The sequence below is a fragment of the Castellaniella caeni NBRC 101664 genome (assembly GCF_001592225.1).
GTDB lineage: Bacteria > Pseudomonadota > Gammaproteobacteria > Burkholderiales > Burkholderiaceae_B > Castellaniella > Castellaniella caeni.
This window is the reverse complement of sequence record NZ_BCWN01000002.1, coordinates 175,984-197,998: the sequence shown is the minus strand read 5'-3', so window position 1 is coordinate 197,998 and position 22,015 is coordinate 175,984. Positions and strand designations below refer to the sequence as shown.

Genomic DNA, 22,015 nt, shown 5'->3' with positions numbered 1-22,015 from the left:
CCTGCCCGTCCACACCGGGCAAGTATCCGACATGACCAAATACGTATTCGTCACAGGGGGGGTCGTCTCCTCTCTGGGCAAAGGCATTGCTGCGGCTTCGCTGGCCGCCATCCTGGAATCCCGCGGCTTGCGGGTCACCATGCTCAAGCTCGATCCCTACATCAATGTCGATCCGGGCACCATGAGCCCCTTCCAGCATGGCGAGGTCTTCGTCACCGAAGACGGCGCCGAGACCGACCTCGATCTGGGCCACTACGAACGCTTCGTCTCTGCCAAGATGCACCGGGTGAACAACTTCACCACCGGCAAAATCTACGAATCCGTGTTGCGCAAAGAGCGCCGGGGCGACTACCTGGGCAAGACCGTCCAGGTCATCCCGCACATCACCAACGAAATCCAGGATTTCATCGCGCGCGGCGCCAAGGCGGCCTACGATGGCCAGGCCGATATCGCCATGGTCGAAATCGGCGGCACGGTGGGCGACATCGAATCGCTGCCCTTTCTTGAAGCCGTGCGCCAGATGAGCCTGCGCCTGGGGCGCAACCAGTGCGCGTTCGTACACCTCACGCTGGTGCCCTTCATCGCCTCGGCGGGCGAACTCAAGACCAAGCCCACGCAGCACTCGGTGCAAAAGCTGCGCGAAATCGGCATCTATCCCAATGCGCTGCTGTGCCGCGCCGACCGCGAAGTGCCCGACGAAGAGCGCGCCAAGATTTCGCTCTTCTCCAACGTGCCGCTGGACGCCGTCATCTCGGTCTGGGATGCCGATTCCATCTATAAAATCCCCTCGATGCTGCACCAGCAGGGGCTCGACAGCCTGGTGTGCGACGCGCTCGCCATCACGCCGCCACCCGCCGATCTCACCGTCTGGGATCGCCTGGTGCACGATCTCGAAAACCCCAGCCATTCGGTCACCATCGGCATGGTGGGCAAGTACGTCGATCTCACCGAATCGTACAAATCGCTGTCCGAGGCGCTCATCCACGCGGGCATCCACACGCATTCGCGGGTCGATATCGTGTATATCGATTCCGAAGAAATCGAAACCCAGGGCACGGGCTGCCTGGCCGGGCTCGACGCGGTACTGGTGCCGGGCGGCTTTGGCAAGCGCGGCACCGAAGGCAAGATCAAGGCTATCCAGTATGCCCGCGAGCACGGCATCCCTTACCTGGGCATCTGCCTGGGCATGCAGCTGGCCGTCATCGAGTTCGCGCGCCACGTGGCCGGGCTGGGCGGCGCCAACAGCACCGAGTTCGACCCCTCCACGCCGCACCCGGTCGTGGCGCTCATCACCGAGTGGCAAGACCGCGAAGGCCGCACCGAACACCGCGACAGCTCGTCCGATCTGGGCGGCACCATGCGCAAGGGCGCCCAGCGCTGTCCGGTCAAGCCCGGCACGAAGGCCTTCGAGGTCTACGGCCCCGAAGTCAACGAGCGCCACCGCCATCGCTACGAAGTCAACAATGTCTACGTCAACCGCCTCGAAGAGGCCGGGTTGGTGATCAGCGCGCGCACACCCACCGAAAACCTGCCGGAAATCATGGAGATTCCCGGCCATCCCTGGTTCATGGGCGTGCAGTTCCACCCGGAATTCACCTCCACGCCGCGCGAGGGCCATCCGCTGTTCAGCAGCTACATCCAGGCGGCGCTGGCCTATCAGCGGCGTCAAACCAGCAAGGCGTAAGCCCCGGGGGTCATCATGCAACTGTGTCATTTTCAGGTCGGCCTCGATCAGCCGCTGTTTCTCATCGCCGGCCCCTGCGTCATCGAGTCGCGCGAGCTGGCCTTTGAAACCGCCGGCGTGCTGCAGGAAATGACGCGGGCGCTGGGTATCCCCTTCATCTACAAAAGCTCGTTCGACAAGGCCAACCGCAGCTCGGGGGCCTCGTTTCGCGGGCCGGGCATGGACGAGGGCCTGAAGATCCTCGACGACGTGCGCAAGCAGCTGGGCGTGCCGGTGCTCACCGACGTGCACGAAACCGGCCAGGCGCGCGAAGTGGCGGCGGTCGTCGATGTCTTGCAGACGCCCGCCTTTCTGTGCCGCCAGACCGATTTCATCCAGGCCTGCGCCGCCACGCTCAAGCCCGTCAACATCAAGAAGGGCCAATTTCTGGCGCCCGAAGACATGAAACAGGTGGTCGGCAAGGCGCGCGCGGCGGCCATCGAGGCCGGGGGCGACGGGCAGAACATCCTGGTGTGCGAACGCGGCGCTTCGTTTGGCTACCACAATCTGGTGTCCGACATGCGCTCGCTGGCCATCATGCGCGACACGCACTGCCCGGTGGTGTTCGACGCCACGCACTCGGTGCAGCTGCCTGGCGGCCAGGGCACCCGATCGGGCGGACAGCGCGAGTTCGTGCCGGTGCTGGCGCGCGCCGCCGTGGCCGTGGGCGTGGCCGGGGTGTTCATGGAAACCCATCCCGATCCCGCCAAAGCCTTGTCCGATGGCCCCAATGCCGTGCCGCTGGGCAAGATGCGGGCCTTGCTCGAATCGCTGGTGGCGCTCGACCGCTGCGTCAAGCAGGGCGGGGCGCTGTCGCTGGCGCTTTGATGCCAGGTTTGTGCAGTGAATACTTTCTGTCAGGGCCAAAGCGCCCCCCGTGGCCGGTTTCCGAAGTAGACTGACTCTCTTCAGCTGATCCATCCCGCTACAATGGCGGGGTTTTCTTTGAATCACCACTACACAGGCAGGACTGTCAGACCATGAGTGCAATTGTAGACATCATCGGGCGCGAAATTCTCGACTCGCGCGGCAACCCCACCGTGGAATGCGACGTGCTGCTCGAATCGGGCGCCATGGGCCGCGCGGCCGTGCCTTCGGGGGCCTCCACCGGCTCGCGCGAAGCCATCGAGCTGCGCGATGGTGACAAGTCGCGCTACCTGGGCAAGGGCGTGCTGCGTGCGGTCGAACACGTCAATACCGAAATCTCTGAAGCCCTGCTGGGGCTCGACGCGCAAGAGCAGTCGTTCATCGACCGCACCCTCATCGATCTGGACGGCACCGAAGACAAAAGCCGCCTGGGCGCCAACGCCATCCTGGCCGTCAGCATGGCTGTGGCCAAGGCCGCCGCCGAAGACGCCGGGCTGTCGTTGTACCGCTATTTTGGCGGCAGCGGCCCCATGCAGATGCCGGTGCCCATGATGAACGTCATCAATGGCGGGGCGCACGCCAACAACACGCTCGACCTGCAAGAATTCATGATCCTGCCCGTGGGCGCCAGCAGCTTCCGCGAGGCCCTGCGCATGGGCGCCGAAGTCTTCCATGCCCTGAAAAAAATCATTGCCGGGCAAGGCATGTCCACCGCGGTGGGTGACGAGGGCGGTTTCGCCCCCAACGTGGCCAACCACGAGGCCGCCATCGAACTCATCCTGAAAGCCATCGCCGAAGCCGGCTACGAGGCGGGCTCGCAAATCGTGCTGGGGCTCGATTGCGCCAGCTCCGAGTTCTACCGCGACGGCAAGTACCACCTGGCGGGCGAGGGCGGCATTGCGCTCAGCTCGCAAGACTTCGCCAATCTGCTCGCGTCGTGGTGCGACAAGTACCCCATCGTCACCATCGAAGACGGCATGGCCGAAGACGACTGGGAAGGCTGGCGCATCCTCACCGAACAGCTGGGCCGCAAGGTGCAGCTGGTGGGCGACGATCTGTTCGTCACCAACACCAAGATCCTGAAAAAAGGTATCGAACAGGGCGTTGCCAACTCGGTTCTCATCAAGATCAACCAGATCGGCACGCTCACCGAAACCTTCGCCGCCATCGAAATGGCCAAGCGCGCAGGCTACACGGCGGTCATTTCGCACCGCTCGGGCGAAACCGAAGACTCCACCATCGCCGACATCGCCGTGGCCACCAACGTCATGCAGATCAAGACCGGTTCGCTGTCGCGCTCCGACCGCATGGCCAAGTACAACCAGCTGCTGCGCATCGAAGAAGAGCTGGGCGAAGTGGCTTCTTACCCGGGCGTGTCGGCCTTCTACAGCCTGCGCTGACGGCCGTCCATGCGCCTGCTCAGCCTGGTCTTGCTGGTGCTGACGCTGGCCACCCAGTACCCCCTGTGGTGGGGCAAGGGCGGCTGGCTTCGGCTGCGCGACCTGCAAGAGCAGGTGCAGACCGAAACCGACGACAACCAGGCGCTCATGGCGCGCAACAACGCGCTGCAGGCCGAAGTGCAAGATCTGAAAACCGGCATCTCGGCGGTTGAAGAGCGGGCGCGCGGCGAACTCAACATGATCCGCGAAGGCGAGTACTTCGTACAAATCCTGCCGCACCAGGCCGAGAATCGGTAAGGGTTGGTGCCCAGCGCTGCGTAGCCCTGGGTGCCTGACGCCGGTTCATGGGGCCGGTGTGCAGATGTCCCCCTCCATGTCGGCGCCGAAAGGCGGTGCTTCCGACGTGTCTCCCAATGTCTCCGACGGCGTGCCCGAAGCGGCACCCGGTTCGGCGTGCCCGTCGGCGGGCAGGCCGGGGCCTGGCGCCCAGGGCTCATCGGCGGGTGGGAGTGGGGCCGCGGGTAGTCCTGTCACCGGCGGAAGGCCCGATCCGGGAGCAGTCCCCGGCGTGGCCGAGGCGTCCGCGGGCGCCTCGGCGTAGACCACGCGGCCATCGGCCAGCGGCGCCCACGCCGCCGGAGACGAATGCATCGCCAGGCTGACGTGGCGTTCAAAGGGCAGGTAGCCCGCCTGCAGGATGCGCCGCCGCAAGGGATCCTGGCTGAACGCCGCCAGCGCCTGGACGAGTCGGCCTGTGCCGGGCACGAACGGGCGCTGCGGCCAGGTGAGCACCATGGACAGCGTATTGGCCTCGCGGATGGTGGTGTGCGAGCGCGGGCCGCGCCCCTGTGCCCATCCTTGGGCCTCGCGGCGGGCCTGCTGCAGCGCCTGGTAATCGTTGCGGATGAGGGCTTGTGCCGGGTATTGGCGCGGGCCGACGGCATCGGGATCGGCGTGATCCAGGAAGCTGTCGGGGGTAGGCTGCAGGATGCGGATCTGCCAGGGGACGGGCAGCGCTTGTCGGCGGACGAGCAGGGCGCGCCGCAGCGCCAGCGGGTCTGGATAGACCATGCGCAGACCGTGCTCAAAGGCGCGGGCGATGGCCTCCGGCTGGGCCTGGCGGGTGGCCCCGACGCGGGCGGCTTCCACCAGCGCCAGGCCCAGCGTCTGGCGCAGACCCATCCAGTGCGCCATCTCGGCCCCGCCCAGGCCCAGCGTCAGGACGGGCACGAGCACGACCAGGAACCCGGCCATGCCCGCGCCGCGTTGATGCGTCCCGATGCCGGAAGGAGAAAAAGAGATCGCCATGGCGGCAGTATGCGGGCCGCCGCCTGGGGTGGATAGAAGGGAAAATCCGCTGTGACCCGCATGTCGCACCTTGTGCCGTGAGCGGGCCGTGATGCCTCGGCGCATGGCGAGGCGAGGGGCGTGTGCGGTATGCGGCGCGCGGGTCGGGCGGCGCGCGGGTCGGGTCTGGGCCCGCGCGACTCAGTGTACGGAACGGGAACCGGGCGCGGGCATCATGTCGTCGGGGTCGATGAACAGGGTGGCGCAGTCTACCGCGTCGAAATCGTAGGGTTTGCCGCAAAAATTGCAGGCGATGTGTACGTGGCCCTGCTCTTCCAGGATGGACTCGACTTCGGGGCGGCCCAGGCTGCGCAGCATGTTGGCCACCCGCTCGCGGGTGCAGGGGCAGTGCCAGCGGATGTCCTGTTCGGGAAACGCCAGCAGGTCGTCTTCCCAGAAGAGCTTGTGGATGAGCGCGTCGGGGTTGCCGCTGGCCAGGAGTTCGGGGGCCTTGATCGTGGCGGCCAGGGCCTGGCAGTGTTCCCAGGTGGCTTGCGCCGAGTCGCTGTCTTGCGGGGTGCCGGTGGCGTCCGGCTCGCCGGGCATGCGCTGCAGCAGCAGGCCGCCGCAGGCGTCCGCGTCGGCGGCCAGCCACAGACGGGTGTCGAGCTGCTCGGAATGCTTCATGTAGTGTTCCAGCACGGCGGCTACGGTCTCGCCTTCCAGCGGTACGATCCCTTGGTACGTGCTGGCGCCCGCCTGTTCCGCGGCGGGGTCGAGCAGCACGGTAAAGCGCCCCAGGCCGTCCGGGTTCATGAGCTGCTGCAACGTCGAGTTCTCGGGAATGGGCATTTCGTCGCGCAAGTGCGCCGTGGCGCGCAGGCCCAGCGCCGCCGTGCATTCGACCATGATGAGGCGCACGGGGCCGTTGCCTTGCAGCTGCAGCACCACAGAGCCGTCGAACTTGATGTTGCCCGCCAGCAGCACGCTGGCGGCGGCAAGTTCGCCCAGCAGGCGGATCACGACGGGGGGCAGATCCTGGTGCGCCAGACCGGTCTGCCAGGCGTGGCTGAGGTGCAGGGCCTGGATGCGCGTACTTTTGTCGGTGGTCAGGAATTTCTTCAGCGTGTCGGTCGGAAGCGTGCTTTTCAGGATGTCGGTCATGGCGTGTGGCGGCCCGCGAGCCGCTGGAAGAAGAGGATGGGGCCGGGCGCGTCAGGCGGCGGGGGTGGGCTGCTTCGGTTTGCCGCGCGGCCCGAGGTCGTGCAGCTCGGTGCCCAGCAGCCGGTCGTGCAGAAACTGCCCCTGGGGGTCGAACCACGTCCAGATGAAGAGCGAGAACGGCGCCGTCACGATGAGCATGTCGAGCGCCGGCCACCCGCTTGCCTGCGCCAGCGCCCCGATCAGCAGTGCCGTCAGCAACGGCAGCGGCCACAGCAGGATGTAGCGCACCAGCATGCGCGAGCCGCGCAGCGGCTGCCCACCGCGATCCGTGAGGCGGATGTTCCAGGTTTTCATGGGCAGGGTCTGGCCGCCGCGTCGCCAGCAAGCCAGAAAATAGACGCCGATGGCGAGAAACAGAAAGCCTTGCCGGGTGTGACGCAGCATCAGGCCGCTGCGGCTTTGCGTCAGCGTGTCGAACAGATAGCTGGCCAGGAACACGACGCCAAACAGCAGTACGCCTTCGTACATCATGCAGGCAAAGCGGCGCAGGCGCGACGGGGCGAGCGGAGGGCCGATGGGGCGGGGGGGCGTGGTGTCTGGCATGGAAGGCGCAAGTGTGGCAAACCCCACATTATCCCATGCGCGCGCCAGAACGCGCGGTCAGGGCCTGCCTGCGCGCGGCGCGACAGGCTGACCTGCGGTGGGCCGACCCGGCGGCAAGCGGGCAAAACAAAAGCCGCCCTGATCGAACAGGACGGCTTTGTGCTGAACCCGAATCGGTCTGGGCGATCAGTGCGCGGTGCGCACCGTGTGGTGCACGCGGGATTCAGGGGCTTTGAAGAAGCTGGCGAGTTTCTGGAACAGTTGCTTCAAAGCGCGATCCAATGCGTATTCCTGCTGCGCCTCGATGGCTTCGGCCAACAGTTGGCGTTCCAGGGAGTCGGTCAGACGGATATCGGAATTGTGCAGCGCTTTCATGGCAAGCCTCTTTGCTTGAAAATGAGCGTTTCGCTCGGGTTAACCCTATTATAGGGTTTTCCCTAGTCTGAAAGCAAGCGGCTTGTGTGCGTTGCAGCAAAGTGTGGCGAAAACCCTATTGCCCCCGGTAGCTGGCCGACACCAGCTCGAACTGGAACAGGCGGCAGTCGAGGGCGCCGTTGTGCAGGGGATGGCGGCGCTTGGCCTTCAGGCGCAGCTGTTTGGGCAGATCGAGATCGCTGGTGATGATGTTCAGCTGCCAGCCGCCGAAGTGCCGTTTCAGCTGGCTGGCCCATTCCGGCCACAGGCTGGCCTCGCTTTCGCTCAGGCGCTCGCCGTAAGGCGGGTTGGTCACGATCCAGCCCGTCTCGGCTGGCGGCGGCATCTGGCGCACGTCGCAGGTCTCGAAGTGGATGGTATCCGGGCTCAGGTGCGCGCGCTCGGCGTTGGCGCGAGCGGCCTCGATGACGCCGGCTTGCAGGTCGCTGCCCACCAGCGGCTGCTCCAGACGCGGCAGGATGTGGCTGCGCGCGTCGTCCTTCAGGTCGCGCCAGAGGCGCGCATCGTGCGGGCGCAGACGCTCGAAGCCGAAGGGGCGCCAGATGCCGGGCGGCACGCCCAGGGCGATCCAGGCGGCCTCGATGAGGATAGTGCCGCTGCCGCAGAACGGGTCGAGCAGCGGGGCGTCGGGAGCCCAGCCCGACAGCGCCAGCAGGCCGGCGGCCAGGTTCTCGCGCAGGGGGGCTTCGCCCTTGTCCAGCCGCCAGCCGCGCTTGAAGAGCGACTCGCCCGAGACGTCCAGGTAGAGGGTGGCCCGGCGCTCGTCCAGGAACAGGTGCACGCGGGCGTCGGGCCGCACGGTGTCGATGCTGGGGCGCGCGCCCTCGCGCTCGCGCAGGCGGTCGCAGATGCCGTCCTTGGCGCGCAGGTTGCAGTATTGCAGGCTTTGCATGGGGCTGTGGATGGCCGAGGTGTCCACGCGTAGCGAGTGCTCGGGGCCAAACCAGCGTTCCCATTCGGTCTGGCGGGCGAGTTCCAGGATGTCGTCTTCGGTGTGCACCGGGGCCTGCGCCACGCGCACCAGGATGCGGGTGGCCAGCCGCGAATACAGGTTGGCGCGCAGCACGCCCGTCCAGTCGGCCTGGAAGTGGCAGCCCGCCCGGCCCGCGGCCACGCCCTCGTAGCCCAGGGCGTCCAGTTCGAGCGACAGGGCTTCTTCCAGCCCGTGCGGGCAGGGGGCGAAGACGTGAAAGGTTTCGGCAATGCGCGGCCGACGCGGCGCGCGCGCGCGGTGTTCGATGCGCGGATGTTCCGACGCTTCGCCGGGCTCGCGGGCCGGCGTGGTGTCCATGTGGCGGGGCGTGCGCCGCGCCGCGCCGTCATGCCGCTCGCTCGTTGGGCCGCGCCTGGCTGGCCGATCTGTGCGGTCGCCGCCGCGTGCCGCGCGGGGGCGTTCGTCGCGGGCGCGGGGGCGTTCGGCGCGCTCGAACCGCGCGCCGCCGGGGTGTTCCGGGCGCGCTGTGCGCGGCTTTGGGGCCGTCTCGGTTTCTTCGCCGCGGGCGGTCTGCGCCCGTTCGTTCAGGGCGGCGGCCCGGGCGCGCGCGCCCGAGCGCTTGCGCGGCTCGCCTTCGCGAGCGGCGGCGGGGGCTGCGCTGGCGGTTTTTTTCTTCAGGCTCAGCGTCTTGCGGGCAGGGGTATCGGTCATGGATTCAGAAAGGTTTGACGACCACCAGGATCAGGATGATCAACAGCAGCAGCACCGGGATCTCGTTGAACCAGCGGAAGTAGCGGTGCGTGTGGTGATTGGTGTCCGCCGTGAACGTGCGCAGGTGCTGACGGCAAGCCAGGTGAAAGAGGGCGAGCGCCAGGACGAACAGCAGCTTGGCGTGCAGCCAGCCCTGGCCTGCGCCAACGCCGTAGCCCAGCCACAGCACCAGGCCAAAGACCAGCGCCAGCACGCCCAGCGGCGTCATGAAGCGGTACAGGCGGTGCGCCATGCCCAGCAGCGTGGCCCGAGTGGCCGCGTCTTGTGTCTGCGCCAGGTTGACGTAGATGCGGGGCAGATAAAACAGCCCGGCAAACCACGACACCACGAAGAGGATATGAAAGGTCTTGACCCACAGCATGGCTGGTGTTCCGTTTACCTGGTTGATGTACTCGGGATGTCAGCCGCGCAGCTGGCCTTCGCCGGTGAGCACCCATTTCTGGATGGTGAGGCCTTCGAGCCCCACGGGGCCGCGTGCGTGCAGGCGGTTGGTGGAGATGCCGATCTCGGCACCCAGGCCGTATTCGAAGCCGTCGGCAAAGCAGGTGGGCAGGTTGACGTAGACCGAGCTGGAATCCACCTCGCGCTGGAAGCGCTGGGCGGCGGCCAGGTCTTGCGTGAGGATGGATTCGGTGTGCTCGGAGCTGTAGCGGGCGATGTGATCCATGGCCTGGTCGATGGAATCGACCACCCGGACGGCCAGGATGGGCGCCAGGAATTCGGTCGCCCAGTCTGCGTCGGTGGCGGGCACGGCGCCGGGCAACAGCGCCGTGGCGCGCGGGCAGGCGCGCAGTTCGACCCCTAGCGCGGCCAGGCGTTGGCCCACCACCGGCAGCCACTGGGCCGCCACGTCCTGGTGCACCAACAAGGTTTCCATGGCGCCGCAGATGCCGCAGCGGTAGGTCTTGGCGTTGATGACGATCTCGGTGGCCTGATCCAGCTGCGCCGCCCGATCGACGTAGATGTGGCAGTTGCCTTCCAGGTGCTTGATGAGCGGTACGCGGGCCTCGCGCGAGAGCCGCTGGATGAGCCCCTTGCCGCCGCGTGGGATGATGACGTCGATGTAGTCGGTGAGCGTCACCATCTCGCCCACGGCGGCGCGGTCGGTGGTGTCCACCACCTGGACGGCTGCTGGCGGCAACCCGGCGGCTTTCAGGCCTGCCTGGATGATGGTGCCCAGGGCCTGGTTGGAATGAAAGGCTTCGCTGCCGCCGCGCAAAATGGTGGCGTTGCCCGATTTCAGGCACAGCGCCGCCGCGTCGATCGTCACGTTGGGGCGGGATTCGTAGATGATGCCAATGACCCCCAACGGCACCCGCATGCGCGCCACCCGCATGCCGTTGGGCCGCACCGTGGTCTCGCTCAGGCCGCCGATGGGATCCGGCATGGCGGCGATCTGGGCCAGGCCCGCGGCCATGGTGTCCAGCGCCTTGTCGGACAGGCGCAGGCGATCCATCAGTGGCGCTGCGAGACCGTTTTGCGCCGCTGCCTGCAAGTCGCGGTCGTTTTCGGCCTGCAGCCAGGCGCGCTGCGCGCGCAGCGCGTCGGCCATGGCCAGCAGGGCGGCGGACTTGGCCTGGCCCGAGGCCACCCGCATCTGGCGCGCGGCCTGGCGGGCCTGGCGGCCCAGGGTCTGCAGGGGGGTGGAAACAGTAGCGGAGGATGTCATGGCAAGCCTGGGGGTGAAAGGGTCAGGGACGGCGGCTGCCCGCGACGGCGATGCGCAGCACGAGCCGGGCGAGCTCGTCCCAGGGGTCTTGCAGCCGACCATCGGTCGGGATGCCTTTGATGAGGCAGTCGATCTCGAAGGCGTGGCGCAGGGCTGGCGCCCAGGCGCGCGCCGGGACGCGCTGCAGGGCCTGGCGCACGAGCCGTTCGCGTGCGCCAAAGACGCGCTGCGCGCGCAAGGCGGTGTCGAGCCCGGCCCCGGCCTGGCTCAGGCGTGCGAGCACGCGCACTTCTTCGCCCACGGCCCAGAGCACCAGCACCAGGTTCTCGCCCTCGGCCCGCAAGCCGGCCAGCACCGTGAGTGCCCGGCTGGCCTGGCCCGCCAGCATGGCGTCGCGCAGGTCGTAGAGATTGTAGCGGGCCACGTTGAGCACGGCCGCCTGCATTTGTTCGAGCGACAAGGCGCCCGCCGGGTAGAGCAGGGCGAGCTTCTGGATTTCCTGGTGGGCCGCCAGCAGATTGCCTTCGACCTTCTCGCACAGCCAGGCCAGGGTTTCGGCGTCGGCCTGGTGCTGCTGGCGCGCCAGGCGCCCCGCCACCCAGGCGGGCAGTGCCGTGCGCGCGATGGTGGGCACGTCCAGCCAGACGGTGTGGCTTCTGAGCGCCTGGGCCCACTTGGTCTGCTGGGTGGCCCGGTCGAGCAGGGGCAGGCGGATGAGGATGCGCACGTCGGGCACCGAGCCGTCGGCGCTCATGGTGGCCAGCGCCTGCAGGGCCTCGGCCCCGGCCTTGCCGGGCTTGCCCGTGGGCAGGCTGATCTCCAGCATGCGCAGATCGCCAAAGAGCGAGGTGTTGCGCGCCGTCGCCAAGGCGACTGACCAGTCGCTGCGGGCATCCATCACCAGGTGGCTGCGTTCGCCGCAGCCCTGGCGCGTGGCGGCGGCGCGCCAGGCATCGGCCACTTCGGTGACGAGCAGGATTTCGTCGCCCGCCAGCACTGTGCAGGGGGGCAGCTCGCGCCCGGACGCGAACTGAGCAATGAGCTGATCGGCGTCTGGAGCGCGTGCGACCATGGCTCAGTAGGGCCGGGTGCCTGGTGCGGCGGGTGTATCGCGCTGGCCCGAGCGCCGGATGGCGTCGCTGGGGATTTGCACCAGCGGGCGTTCGTCCGCGTTGCGGTAGGCCGCCTGCACGTCGGGCGCGCTCATGCGGCGCAGGATCTGGTCGATCATGCTGTTGCGCATGTCTTTGAAGGTGCGTGTGATTTCGCTTTCCTTGGCCTGCACGATGCGGTCGTTGTAGGGCAGCTCGCGCACGCTGCGCAACGTGGTGGGCGCCAGCAGCAGGTGCCCCTGCTTGTCGAGCAGCTCGAAGCTGAAGTTGAGGTCGAGTTCGTATTCTTCGACCCGGCCCTCGGCGTCGATGGACAGCTGGCGCAGGTTCTGGTCTTCGGAAATCTGGTGCAGGTAGACGTCGGCCTGCTGGCGCTGCTGCGTAAAGCGCGTGTCGGGCGAGTTGGCCAGCACGGTGCGCTTGAGACGGGCGCCGAACTCGGAGTCGAGGTCGATGTTGGTGTAGATGCTGTGGAAGGGCAGCGGGGTGGCCCCCTTCAGGTGGAAGCCGCAGGCGCCCAGCGCCAGCAGGCAGGCCAGGGCCAGCCCGAGGCGGGCGCGGTGGGCAAGGGCTTGGGCAAAGGCCATCGCAATCATCCGACCACGTTGACCAGGCGGCCCGGCACCACGATGACGCGCTTGGGCGCGCGCCCTTCGAGGAAGCGGCCAACTGCTTCGTGCGCGCGCGCCAGGGCTTCGATGGCGGGCTTGTCGGCGGCCTGTGGCACACAGAGCTGGCCGCGTACCTTGCCGTTGACCTGCAGCACGAGTTCGACGGTCTCGGCGCGCAGGGCGGCTTCGTCCACCTGGGGCCAGGCGGCATCGAGCAGGTCGCCCAGGTGGTTGGCGTAACCCAGCTCGCGCCAGAGGCGCCAGGTGATATGTGGCACCACCGGGTAGAGCACGCGCAGCAGCACCGACGTAGTCTCGCTGAGGGCGGCGCCATCGACGCCCGCCTGGGCAGCGGCTTCGAGCGTGTTGAGCATCTTCATGGTGGTGGAGACCACCGTGTTGTACTGGATGCGCTGGTAGTCGTAGTCGGCCTGCCGGAGCAGGCCGTGGATGGTGCGCCGCAGGCTGGCGCTGGCTTCGTCCAGGGCGTCCCAGGTGGCGGGCAGGGCCTGGTGCGCGCGCAGCGTGTCTTGCTGGGCCGCGCAGAAGGCCCACAGCCGCCGCAGGAAGCGGTGCGCGCCCTCGACCCCGGAATCGGACCATTCGAGGGTCTGTTCTGGGGGGCTGGCGAACATGACGAACAGGCGGGCGGTGTCGGCGCCCAGGCCGTCGATGAGCGATTGCGGATCGACGCCGTTGTTCTTGGATTTGGACATCGTGCCGATGCCGCCGTAGTCGATGGTGGAGCCGTCGGACTTCAGCCGCGCGCCGACGATGCTGCCCTTGGCGTCGGTGATGTTTTCCACCTGCTCGGGCCAGAAGTATTCGATGCCGCCGCGTTCGTTCTTGCGCGAGTAGATGTGGTTGAGCACCATGCCCTGGCACAGCAGCTTGGTGAAGGGTTCGGAGAACTTCACCATGCCCAGGTCGCGCATGACGCGCGTCCAGAAGCGCGCGTACAGCAGGTGCAGCACGGCGTGCTCGATGCCGCCGATGTATTGATCCATCGGCATCCAGTAGTCGTTGCGCGCGTCGACCATGGCCTGGTCGTTGCCCGGCGAGGTGTAGCGCATGAAGTACCAGGACGAATCGATGAAGGTGTCCATGGTGTCGGTTTCGCGCCGCGCCGCCTTGCCGCACGACGGGCAGTGGCACGACAGGAATGCTTCGTTCTTGGCCAGCGGATTGCCCGTGCCGTCCGGGACGAGGTCGTCGGGCAGCACCACGGGCAGGTCTTTTTCGGGCACCGGCACCGGGCCGCAGTCCGGGCAGTGGATGATGGGAATGGGGGTGCCCCAGTAGCGCTGGCGCGAGATGCCCCAGTCGCGCAGCCGCCAGGTGGTGCGCAGCTCGCCCTGGCCCATGGCCGCGAGGTCGGCGGCCACCGCCTGGATGGCCTGCGCGGTGCTCAGACCGTCGTATTTGCCCGAGTTGACCGTGTGCCCCGCTTGCTTGTCGCCGTACCAGTCTTGCCAGGCGTCATCGGACCAGGCCTGGTCTTTGGCGGCAATGACCTGGCGGATGGGCAGGCCGTACTTGCGGGCAAAGGCGAAGTCGCGCTCGTCGTGCGCGGGCACGCCCATGACGGCGCCGTCGCCGTAGCTCATGAGCACGTAGTTGCCCACCCACACCGGCACGGGCTGGCCCGTGAGCGGGTGGGTGACGGACAGCCCCGTGGGCAGGCCTTCTTTTTCGCGTGTGGCGAGTTCGGCCTCGGTGGTGCCGCCCTGGCGGCAGGCTTCGATGAAGGCGGCCAGTTTGGGGTCGTGGCGCGCGGCCTGGGTGGCCAGCGGGTGTTCGGGAGCCACGGCGCAGAAGGTGACACCCATGATGGTGTCGGCGCGCGTGGTGAAGACGTACAGCAGGCCGTCCTGGATGAGCGCGCCCGTTTCATCGCGGATGTCGTGCTTGAAGGCGAAGCGCACGCCTTCGCTGCGCCCGATCCAGTTTTCCTGCATCAGGCGCACGCGCTCGGGCCAGCCCGGCAGGCTGTCTTCCAGCGTGTCGAGCAGTTCGCCCGCGTAGTCGGTGATGCGCAGGTAATAGCCGGGGATCTCGCGCTTTTCGACCAGGGCGCCCGAGCGCCAGCCGCGTCCGTCGATGACCTGCTCGTTGGCCAGCACGGTCTGGTCGGCCGGGTCCCAGTTGACGACCTGGGTCTTGCGGTAGGCGATGCCTTTTTCCAGCATCTTGAGGAACAGCCATTGGTTCCACTTGTAGTAGGCGGGGTCGCAGGCGCACATTTCGCGCGACCAGTCGATGGCCAGCCCCATCGCCTGCATCTGCTTTTTCATGTAGGCGATGTTGTCGTACGTCCATTTGGCGGGCGGCACGTGCGACTTCATGGCGGCGTTTTCCGCCGGCATGCCGAAGGCATCCCAGCCCATGGGCATGAGCACGTTGTAGCCACGCATGCGCAGCTGACGCGTCATCATGTCGTTGATGGTGTAGTTGCGCACGTGACCCATGTGCAGTTTGCCGCTGGGGTAGGGCAACATCGAGCAGGCGTAGAACTTGGGCTTGGGCGAGCCGTCCTTGCCCACGGCGTGTTCAGTGACGCGATAGACGTCGCCTGCGCGCCAGTGCGTCTGGGCGTCGGATTCGACCTGATTCGGGATGTAGCGTTCCTGCATGGATCTGTCTGGGTAATTGATGGATGTGTGCCAAGCCAGACATTATAGGATGCAATGGCGGGCGATTAAGAAACGCCGGGCCGAAGGCGGCTGTTCTTGCGGCCTGGGCGGGCGCATGAGCATGCGGTGCGGGCCGCCCACATGAAAAATCCCCGCTCGGGGGCGGGGATTTCAAGAAACCGGTGAGACGGCCGGGAGAGGCACCCCGGATTACTTCAGCTTGGTTTCTTTGTAGTCAACGTGCTTGCGGGCGACCGGATCGAACTTCTTGATCAGCATCTTCTCGGGCATGTTGCGTTTGTTTTTGGTGGTCGTGTAGAAGTGACCCGTACCAGCCGTGGATTCGAGCTTGATTTTCTCGCGGATACCTTTTGCCATGATGTGCTCCTAGGGCCGATCAGGCCAGTTCGCCGCGGGCACGCAGGTCGGCCAGGACGGAATCGATGCCGTTCTTGTCGATGGTGCGCAGGGCTTTCGTGGACACGCGAAGACGCACCCAGCGGTTTTCGGATTCAACCCAGAACCGGCGCGATTGCAGGTTGGGCAGGAAACGACGCTTGGTTTTGTTGTTCGCGTGCGAGACGTTGTTGCCCACCATTGGGCCTTTGCCGGTTACTTGGCATACGCGTGCCATGGTCTCACCTCTGTGTGTCTGTATCAGGAAAGCCTAAGATTCTATACTGAAAAGCCCAGGCAGATCAAGCGGCCTGTGCCTTCGCGGCCGAGTGGGCCATGCCCACGCGGCTGGACAGCCACGATAACACGGCGCAGGCGGCCAGCACCGCCGTGAGCGGCAGCGGGGTGTCCGTGTGCCACAGGCTGACCGCCCAGCCGGCCAGGGCGCCGCAGAACATCTGCAGCGAACCCATCAGCGCCGAGGCGGTGCCCAGTCGCGGGCCTTGTTCGGCCAGGGCCAGGGCGGCCGAATTGGGGCCGACGAAGCCCTGGCTGGCCATGAAGCCCATGAGGCACAGCATGAGCAGCGGCAGGTTGATCCAGCCCAGCAAGGTCAGCAGCAGGGCGCCGACGGTCATCAGCACCAGCGTCACCTGCGCGCGCGCCAGCAGCCGGATGGGGCGGTGGCGATTCAGCAGCCGGGCACTCAGCTGCGCGGCCAGGATGAGCGAGGCGGCGTTCAGGCCGAACAGCAGGCCGAACCAGCGCGGGTCGATGCCGTAGATGCTGATGAAGACCTGGGGCGAGCCCGAAATGTAGGCGAACATGCCCGCCGAGCCCAGGCCCCCGGCCAGGGCGTAGCCCATGAAGCCCTTGTGCGCCAGCAGCAGGCGGAAGTTGCCGAGGATGGTGGTCACGGCCAGTGGCGTGCGGCGCGCGGGTTCGAGCGATTCGCGCATGCGCAGGGCCACGGCCAGCCACAGGCCGACGCCGGCCAGCACCATCAGGTAGAACACCGTGCGCCAGGTGCCCAGCGTGACCGCCTGGCCGCCCAGCAGCGGCGCGAGGATGGGCATGACGCCCATCACCAGCATGAGCAGCGACAGCGCCTTGGCGGCCTCTTGCGTATCGAGGTGGTCGCGGATGACGGCGCGCGGCACCACCATGCCGGCGGCCCCGCCGAAGGCCTGCACCACGCGCCACAACAGCAGCTGGTCGATGCTGGTGCTGAGCGCGCAGCCGAGCGAGGCCACCACGAAGAGGGCCAGCCCCACGAGCAGGGGTGGCTTGCGCCCGTAGCGGTCGGCCAGCGGGCCGTAGAGCAGCTGCGCCAGGGCCAGCCCCAGCAGGTAGCTGGCCAGCGTGCGCTCGACCAGCCCCTGGGGCACCCGCAGGTCGCGCGCCATGGCGCCGAAGGCGGGCAGGTACATGTCGATGGCCAGCGGCCCCATGGCGGCGAGCGCGCCCATGAGGACGAGCCAGGCGGGCATGAGGGTGGGGATTTTACGAGGCATGAAGAATGGAAATGGCGCTTGAAGACGGGGAGATTGGCGCTACTATAACAAGGTCTATCGTGAACTCAGGGAGGCTCTGTTGACTGCCATCGCATCCATCATTGAGAACAAACTCGGATCACTCTCCATTCCCGTATCAATGCAGCTGCCCGGGGGCGAAAGAATCGGCCCCACCGACGCGCAGCTGCATTTTGATATCCAGGATGCCTCGGTGCTCAGCCATTTCGCCAGCGGCGAGGTCGGTGCTCTGGGCGAAGATTACGTCGAAGGCAAATTCAATTTCGATGGCTCGATGCGCGACCTGATGCGCCTGGCCTCGGGTATCCTGCCCGGTTCGCCAGTCGATGCCGCGCAATTGGGCTGGCTCACCAGCCTGGCGCGGCGCCTGGTATCGGTGTGGCGCCATTCGGTTGATCGCGACGCGCGCCAGATTGAATTCCACTACGACCTGTCCGACGAGTTCTACGCCCTGTGGCTCGACCCCCGCCGGGTCTATTCCTGCGCCTATTACCGCGAGCCCGACATGACGGTCGCCCAGGCCCAGGAAGCCAAGCTCGATCACATCTGCCGCAAGCTGGCGCTCAAGTCGGGCGAACGCCTTCTCGATGTGGGTGGCGGCTGGGGCGGGCTCATGCTGTGGGCCGCCGAGCACTACGACATCGACGTCACCGGCATCACGCTCTCGCACAATCAGCATGCCTACGTCAACCAGCTTATCGAAGAAAAAGGCCTGGGGGGGCGGGTGCGCATGCAGCTGCTCGACTACCGCAAGCTCGACGAGTCGCGGCCCTACGACAAGATTTCCTCGGTCGGCATGTTCGAGCACGTGGGGCGCGCCCAGTTGGTGGGCTACTTCAGCAAGCTGCGCCGCCTGGTGCGACCGGGCGGCCTCATCATGAATCACGGCATTACGGCGGGCGGCATCCGCAACACCGAACTGGGCGCGGGCATGGGCGACTTCATCGAGAAGTTCATCTTCCCCGGCGGCGAACTCTCGCACGTACACTACGTGCTGCAGTCCATGGCCCAGGCCGGGCTCGAAGACCTCGACGTCGAGAATATCCGCCCGCATTACGCACGCACGCTGTGGGCCTGGAGCGATGCGCTCGAGGCCCGCCTGCCCGAGGCGCGCGCCATTCTCAATACGCCGCAGGGCGAACGTTCTCTGCGGGCCTACCGCATGTATCTGGCAGGCTGCGCCATGGGCTTCGAACACGGCTGGATCGCCCTGCATCAGATTCTCGCGCAGCCCCAGCCCGCGGGGCGTTCCGACGAGCTGGACTACCCGCCCGATCAGGCCTATCCGTGGCGGCGCGATTATATCTACTCCCGGTAAAACAGCCGGAAGACGGGGGTCGCCAGCCCGGGTTTTGCGCCTGGCTGGCGGCTGAAAGCCCGGCCGCTGAATTCTGCCTGAAAATAAAACGATTTCAATTTCTGTCATTTTGCATGTAAAATAGCAATTCTGCAGTCATCTTAAATTCAATTCTGATTGCGGCGAACGCCTAACCCTGGGTGCTTCGCCTTTATCTGTCCCAGGTGCCACGCACCTTGCAGTGCCGGTATGTATTGGCGGTCTTCACCGTCTTCCGCACACCCTCCCCTAAGCTATGGCGTCCGACGTGTCGTTTTGCGTCCGGCGTCTCCGTAACCCAAAGGAGGCTTCAATGTCCATTTCCCTCTCCGCGCCGCGCAAAGCGGCATCCCATCCTTTCCTGACTCGCTCCGTACTGGGCCTGGCGTTTGCCGCCACCCTGGGCGGCCTGTCCCTGGCGCCCGCCGCGGCCCAGGCAGCCTCCGCACCGCAGTGCGAACTCGACCGTCCCATGCGCTTTGGCGGCATGAACTGGGAATCCAACCTGGTGCTGGTCGAAGTCGAACGCTTCATCGTCAAGCATGGCTACGGCTGCCAGTCCGAGGTGCTGCCCACCGAGACCCTGCCGGCCCTGGCGGCCCTGCAGCGCGGCGACCTCGACATCAACAGCGAGATTTGGCTCAACAGTACGCTCGAGCCCTGGACCAAGGCCGAGGCATCGGGCAAGGTGAAGCGGATCGGCGACATCTACATGGGCGGCGAGGCCTGGTTCATTCCCAAGTACACGGCCGAGCGCCTGCCCGAACTCAAAAAGGCGTCCGACCTGCCCAAGTACTGGAAAGACTTCAAAGACCCCGAAGAACCCTCCAAGGGGCGCTTTTACGGCTGCCCCGCGGGCTGGGGCTGCGAGGTCGTGAGCACCAACCTGTTCAAGGCGTTGGGGCTGGAAAAGACGTTCACCCTGTTCTCGCCGGGCACCGGGGCCACGCAAAAGGCCGCCCTGACGGCCGCCTACCAGCGCAAGGAAAATGTCGTCTTCTATTACTGGTATCCGACGCCGCTGGTGGGCTCGATGGATCTCGTCAAGCTCGAACTGCCGCCCTACGATGCCGCCAAGCAGAAGTGCCTGACCGACCCCAACTGCGAAAATCCCCAGGCGTCCGATTACCCGGAAAACCCCGTCTTCACCGCGGTGACGACGCAGTTCACCGAGAAGGCGCCCAAGCTGACCGCGTTTCTCTCCAAGGTGAAGGTGCCGCTGGACGTCATGAACCAGACCATGGCCTACATGGAGAAAAACGAAGCCGAGCCCGAGCCCACCGCGGTGTGGTTTCTGAAGAACCACGCGGACATCTGGAGCGCCTGGCTGCCGGCCGACGTGGCTGAACGGGTCAAGGCGGCCCTGTAAGGAGGCCGCATGTTTCCTGAACTGATTTCAGCGCGGGAACTGCAACGGCCCATTGATGCTTTCGTCAATGGGCTGGTCATGCAGTATTCCGACGTATTGCGGGCCATCACGCGGCCCTTGCTCGACCTCTTGATCTGGTCGGACAACCTGCTGCGCCAGTCGCCCTGGTGGACGATCGTGCTGGCGGTCATGGCGATTGCCTGGCTGGGCAGCCGCAAGTGGCGCTTCAGCCTCGTCATGGGGGCGCTGCTGTGCTCGCTGGGGGCCATCGGCCTCTGGGAAGCCTCGATGCAGACGCTTTCCCTCATGCTGGTGGCGGTGGTGTTTTCCGTGCTCATCGGCATCCCGGTGGGCATTGCCATGGCCAGTTTCCGCTGGGTGCGCACCGTCATGCTGCCGGTGCTCGACGTCATGCAGACCATGCCCAGCTTCGTTTACCTGATCCCGGTCGTCATGCTGTTCAACCTGGGCAAGCTGGCGGCCTTGTTCGCCACGGTGATCTACGCCGTGCCGCCCGTCATCCGTCTCACCGACCTGGGCATCCGCCTGGTGGACGCCGAGGTGCTCGAAGCATCGCGCTCGTTTGGCGCGAGCCGCACGCGCCAGCTGTTTGGCGTGCAGCTGCCCCTGGCCATGCCCAACATCATGGCCGGCATCAACCAGACCACGATGATGGCCCTGGCCATGGTGGTGATCGCCTCGATGATCGGCGTGCGCGGCCTGGGCTACGAGGTCTTGCAGGGCATCAACCGCCTGCAGGTGGGCCGTGGCCTGCTGGCGGGCCTGGGCATCGTGGTGCTGGCCATCATCTTCGACCGCATCACGCAGCAGTTTGGCCGCCGCCAATCCGAACGGAGGGCCTGAGATGAACAAGATCGAAGTTCGCAACATCTACAAGATCTTCGGCACGCGCCCCGAGCGCTGGCTGAAGGCCGCGCAAGAAGGCATGTCCAAAGAAGCGCTGCTCGAGCGCAGCGGCCATACCCTGGGTCTGCGCGACATCAGCCTGTCGATCAAAGAGGGCGACATCCACGTCATCATGGGCCTGTCGGGCTCGGGCAAATCCACCCTCATCCGCCACTTCAACCGCCTCATCGAGCCCAGCGCCGGGCAGATTCTGGTCGATGGTATCGACGTCATGGGCCTCAAGCCCAAGGCGCTCGAACGCTTCCGGCAGCAGAAGATGAGCATGGTTTTCCAGCGTTTTGGCCTGCTGCCGCACCGCACGGTGCTGGACAACGCGGCCTACGGGCTGGCCGTGCAGGGCGTGCGCCGCGCCGCGCGCAACGAGCGTGCGCGCCACTGGCTCGAACAGGTGGGGCTGTCAGGGTTCGAGGCGCAATATCCGCATCAGCTCTCGGGCGGCATGCAGCAGCGCGTGGGGCTGGCGCGCGCCCTGGCCACCGATGCCGAAATCCTGCTCATGGACGAGGCCTTTTCGGCGCTCGACCCGCTCATCCGTCACGAAATGCAGGATCAGCTGCTGGCCCTGCAGGCCAAGCTGAACAAGACCATCGTCTTCATCACCCACGATCTGGACGAAGCCCTGCGCCTGGGCAACCGCATCGCCATCTTGAAGGACGGCGAGCTGGTGCAAGAGGGCACGCCCGAAGACATTCTGCTGTCGCCCGCCAACGACTACATCGAATCTTTCCTGCAGGACGTCAACCGGGGCAAGGTGCTCAATGCCTCGCATGCCGTCACCGAACGGCCGCTGACGCTCACCATGCGCTCCCATCCGGCGCATGCGGTCGATCGACTGCTGGCGCGCGACTACGATTATGCCGCCGTGCTCGACGGCAAGCGGCTGGCCGGGGTGCTCATGCGTGCGGATGCGCAGCGTGCCGCGCGCGAGGGTGCGCGCGACATCAGCCGCTACCTCAGCGACATGGCCTCGGTGCCTGCGTCCGCCGGGCTCGACGAGGTGCTGGCGCAGCTGCTGCGTACGCCCGAGCCCGTGGCCGTCACGGGCGCGCAGGGCGAATTCGTGGGGCTGCTGTCGCGCAGCAAGGTGGTCGAACTGGTCACGCCCGGCGCGGGCACCAGCGCGCCAAGCGAGGCCGAAGCAGTGGCTGCGGATGCGCCCGGCAGCGTGTCCGTGGCAGTGCCCGAGGGCGAGCCTTCGGCGGCACCCAAGCAGGTGGCCTGAGACGCAGGGGCTGCCGCGGCCAGT

The 22,015-nt window shown here is 66.5% G+C and carries 21 protein-coding genes; 8 read left to right on the top strand and 13 right to left on the bottom strand.

The window, feature by feature from the left end; all coding sequences use genetic code 11:
* Positions 1-31: 31 nt before the first annotated feature.
* The 4 genes from pyrG to ftsB all read left to right on the top strand — a co-directional run bounded on the left by pyrG (position 32) and on the right by ftsB (position 4,287).
* Positions 32-1,684 (top strand): CTP synthase, encoded by a 1,653-nt coding sequence (pyrG, locus tag CCA01S_RS02120; RefSeq protein WP_066453374.1) that lies wholly within the window; start codon positions 32-34, stop codon positions 1,682-1,684.
* Between the two features lie 15 nt (positions 1,685-1,699).
* Positions 1,700-2,551 (top strand): 3-deoxy-8-phosphooctulonate synthase, encoded by an 852-nt coding sequence (kdsA, locus tag CCA01S_RS02115; protein WP_066453373.1) that lies wholly within the window; start codon positions 1,700-1,702, stop codon positions 2,549-2,551.
* Positions 2,552-2,703: 152 nt separating this feature from the next.
* Positions 2,704-3,990 (top strand): phosphopyruvate hydratase, encoded by a 1,287-nt coding sequence (eno, locus tag CCA01S_RS02110; protein ID WP_066453371.1) that lies wholly within the window; start codon positions 2,704-2,706, stop codon positions 3,988-3,990.
* Positions 3,991-3,999: 9 nt separating this feature from the next.
* Positions 4,000-4,287, top strand: coding sequence for a cell division protein FtsB (gene ftsB / locus CCA01S_RS02105; RefSeq protein ID WP_066453369.1), 288 nt, complete (start codon positions 4,000-4,002; stop codon positions 4,285-4,287).
* A 45-nt stretch (positions 4,288-4,332) separates the two neighbouring features.
* Here the strand turns inward: ftsB and CCA01S_RS02100 are convergent, their stop codons facing one another.
* The 13 genes from CCA01S_RS02100 to CCA01S_RS02040 all read right to left on the bottom strand — a co-directional run bounded on the left by CCA01S_RS02100 (position 4,333) and on the right by CCA01S_RS02040 (position 17,095).
* A complete protein-coding gene (locus CCA01S_RS02100; RefSeq protein ID WP_066453366.1) occupies positions 4,333-5,298 on the bottom strand; it encodes a hypothetical protein in 966 nt (321 codons plus the stop codon).
* 180 nt (positions 5,299-5,478) lie between these two features.
* Positions 5,479-6,441: an Hsp33 family molecular chaperone HslO gene (gene hslO / locus CCA01S_RS02095; RefSeq protein WP_066453364.1), complete on the bottom strand. Its 963-nt coding sequence runs from the start codon at positions 6,439-6,441 to the stop codon at positions 5,479-5,481.
* 51 nt (positions 6,442-6,492) lie between these two features.
* Entirely contained in the window at positions 6,493-7,044 is a 552-nt protein-coding gene (locus CCA01S_RS02090; protein WP_066453362.1) for an RDD family protein, read from the bottom strand.
* Between the two features lie 186 nt (positions 7,045-7,230).
* The gene (locus tag CCA01S_RS02085; protein WP_066453359.1) at positions 7,231-7,419 is read right to left on the bottom strand and encodes a hypothetical protein; all 189 of its coding nucleotides are present in this window, start codon (positions 7,417-7,419) and stop codon (positions 7,231-7,233) included.
* A gap of 115 nt (positions 7,420-7,534) precedes the next feature.
* Positions 7,535-9,124, bottom strand: a complete 1,590-nt coding sequence (locus tag CCA01S_RS02080) for a THUMP domain-containing class I SAM-dependent RNA methyltransferase (RefSeq protein ID WP_066453357.1) — start codon at positions 9,122-9,124, stop codon at positions 7,535-7,537.
* Positions 9,125-9,128: 4 nt separating this feature from the next.
* Complete coding sequence (locus CCA01S_RS02075) at positions 9,129-9,545, bottom strand: CopD family protein (protein WP_066453354.1); 417 nt, start codon at positions 9,543-9,545, stop codon at positions 9,129-9,131.
* Between the two features lie 39 nt (positions 9,546-9,584).
* Positions 9,585-10,853, bottom strand: coding sequence for a glutamate-5-semialdehyde dehydrogenase (locus CCA01S_RS02070; RefSeq protein ID WP_066453352.1), 1,269 nt, complete (start codon positions 10,851-10,853; stop codon positions 9,585-9,587).
* A 22-nt stretch (positions 10,854-10,875) separates the two neighbouring features.
* Positions 10,876-11,925 carry a DNA polymerase III subunit delta gene (gene holA / locus CCA01S_RS02065; protein ID WP_066453350.1) on the bottom strand — a complete coding sequence of 350 codons (1,050 nt, stop codon included), beginning with the start codon at positions 11,923-11,925 and terminating at the stop codon, positions 10,876-10,878.
* Between the two features lie 3 nt (positions 11,926-11,928).
* Entirely contained in the window at positions 11,929-12,552 is a 624-nt protein-coding gene (locus CCA01S_RS02060; protein ID WP_066453348.1) for an LPS-assembly lipoprotein LptE, read from the bottom strand.
* Between the two features lie 5 nt (positions 12,553-12,557).
* Positions 12,558-15,209, bottom strand: coding sequence for a leucine--tRNA ligase (gene leuS / locus CCA01S_RS02055; RefSeq protein ID WP_066453345.1), 2,652 nt, complete (start codon positions 15,207-15,209; stop codon positions 12,558-12,560).
* Positions 15,210-15,419: 210 nt separating this feature from the next.
* The gene (gene rpmG, locus CCA01S_RS02050; RefSeq protein WP_003810296.1) at positions 15,420-15,587 is read right to left on the bottom strand and encodes a 50S ribosomal protein L33; all 168 of its coding nucleotides are present in this window, start codon (positions 15,585-15,587) and stop codon (positions 15,420-15,422) included.
* A gap of 19 nt (positions 15,588-15,606) precedes the next feature.
* Positions 15,607-15,843 carry a 50S ribosomal protein L28 gene (rpmB, locus tag CCA01S_RS02045; RefSeq protein ID WP_066453342.1) on the bottom strand — a complete coding sequence of 79 codons (237 nt, stop codon included), beginning with the start codon at positions 15,841-15,843 and terminating at the stop codon, positions 15,607-15,609.
* A gap of 64 nt (positions 15,844-15,907) precedes the next feature.
* Positions 15,908-17,095 (bottom strand): Bcr/CflA family multidrug efflux MFS transporter, encoded by a 1,188-nt coding sequence (locus tag CCA01S_RS02040; RefSeq protein WP_066453339.1) that lies wholly within the window; start codon positions 17,093-17,095, stop codon positions 15,908-15,910.
* A 163-nt stretch (positions 17,096-17,258) separates the two neighbouring features.
* On the opposite strand from CCA01S_RS02040, the gene CCA01S_RS02035 reads away from it, so the two are divergent.
* The 4 genes from CCA01S_RS02035 (at position 17,259) to CCA01S_RS02020 (ending at position 21,991) form a co-directional block, all read left to right on the top strand.
* Positions 17,259-18,455 (top strand): class I SAM-dependent methyltransferase, encoded by a 1,197-nt coding sequence (locus CCA01S_RS02035; protein ID WP_373278632.1) that lies wholly within the window; start codon positions 17,259-17,261, stop codon positions 18,453-18,455.
* Positions 18,456-18,786: 331 nt separating this feature from the next.
* Positions 18,787-19,842, top strand: coding sequence for an ABC transporter substrate-binding protein (locus tag CCA01S_RS02030; protein ID WP_084386341.1), 1,056 nt, complete (start codon positions 18,787-18,789; stop codon positions 19,840-19,842).
* Positions 19,843-19,851: 9 nt separating this feature from the next.
* The gene (locus CCA01S_RS02025) at positions 19,852-20,706 is read left to right on the top strand and encodes an ABC transporter permease (protein ID WP_066453336.1); all 855 of its coding nucleotides are present in this window, start codon (positions 19,852-19,854) and stop codon (positions 20,704-20,706) included.
* Position 20,707: 1 nt separating this feature from the next.
* Positions 20,708-21,991: a quaternary amine ABC transporter ATP-binding protein gene (locus CCA01S_RS02020; RefSeq protein ID WP_066453333.1), complete on the top strand. Its 1,284-nt coding sequence runs from the start codon at positions 20,708-20,710 to the stop codon at positions 21,989-21,991.
* Positions 21,992-22,015 lie beyond the last annotated feature (24 nt).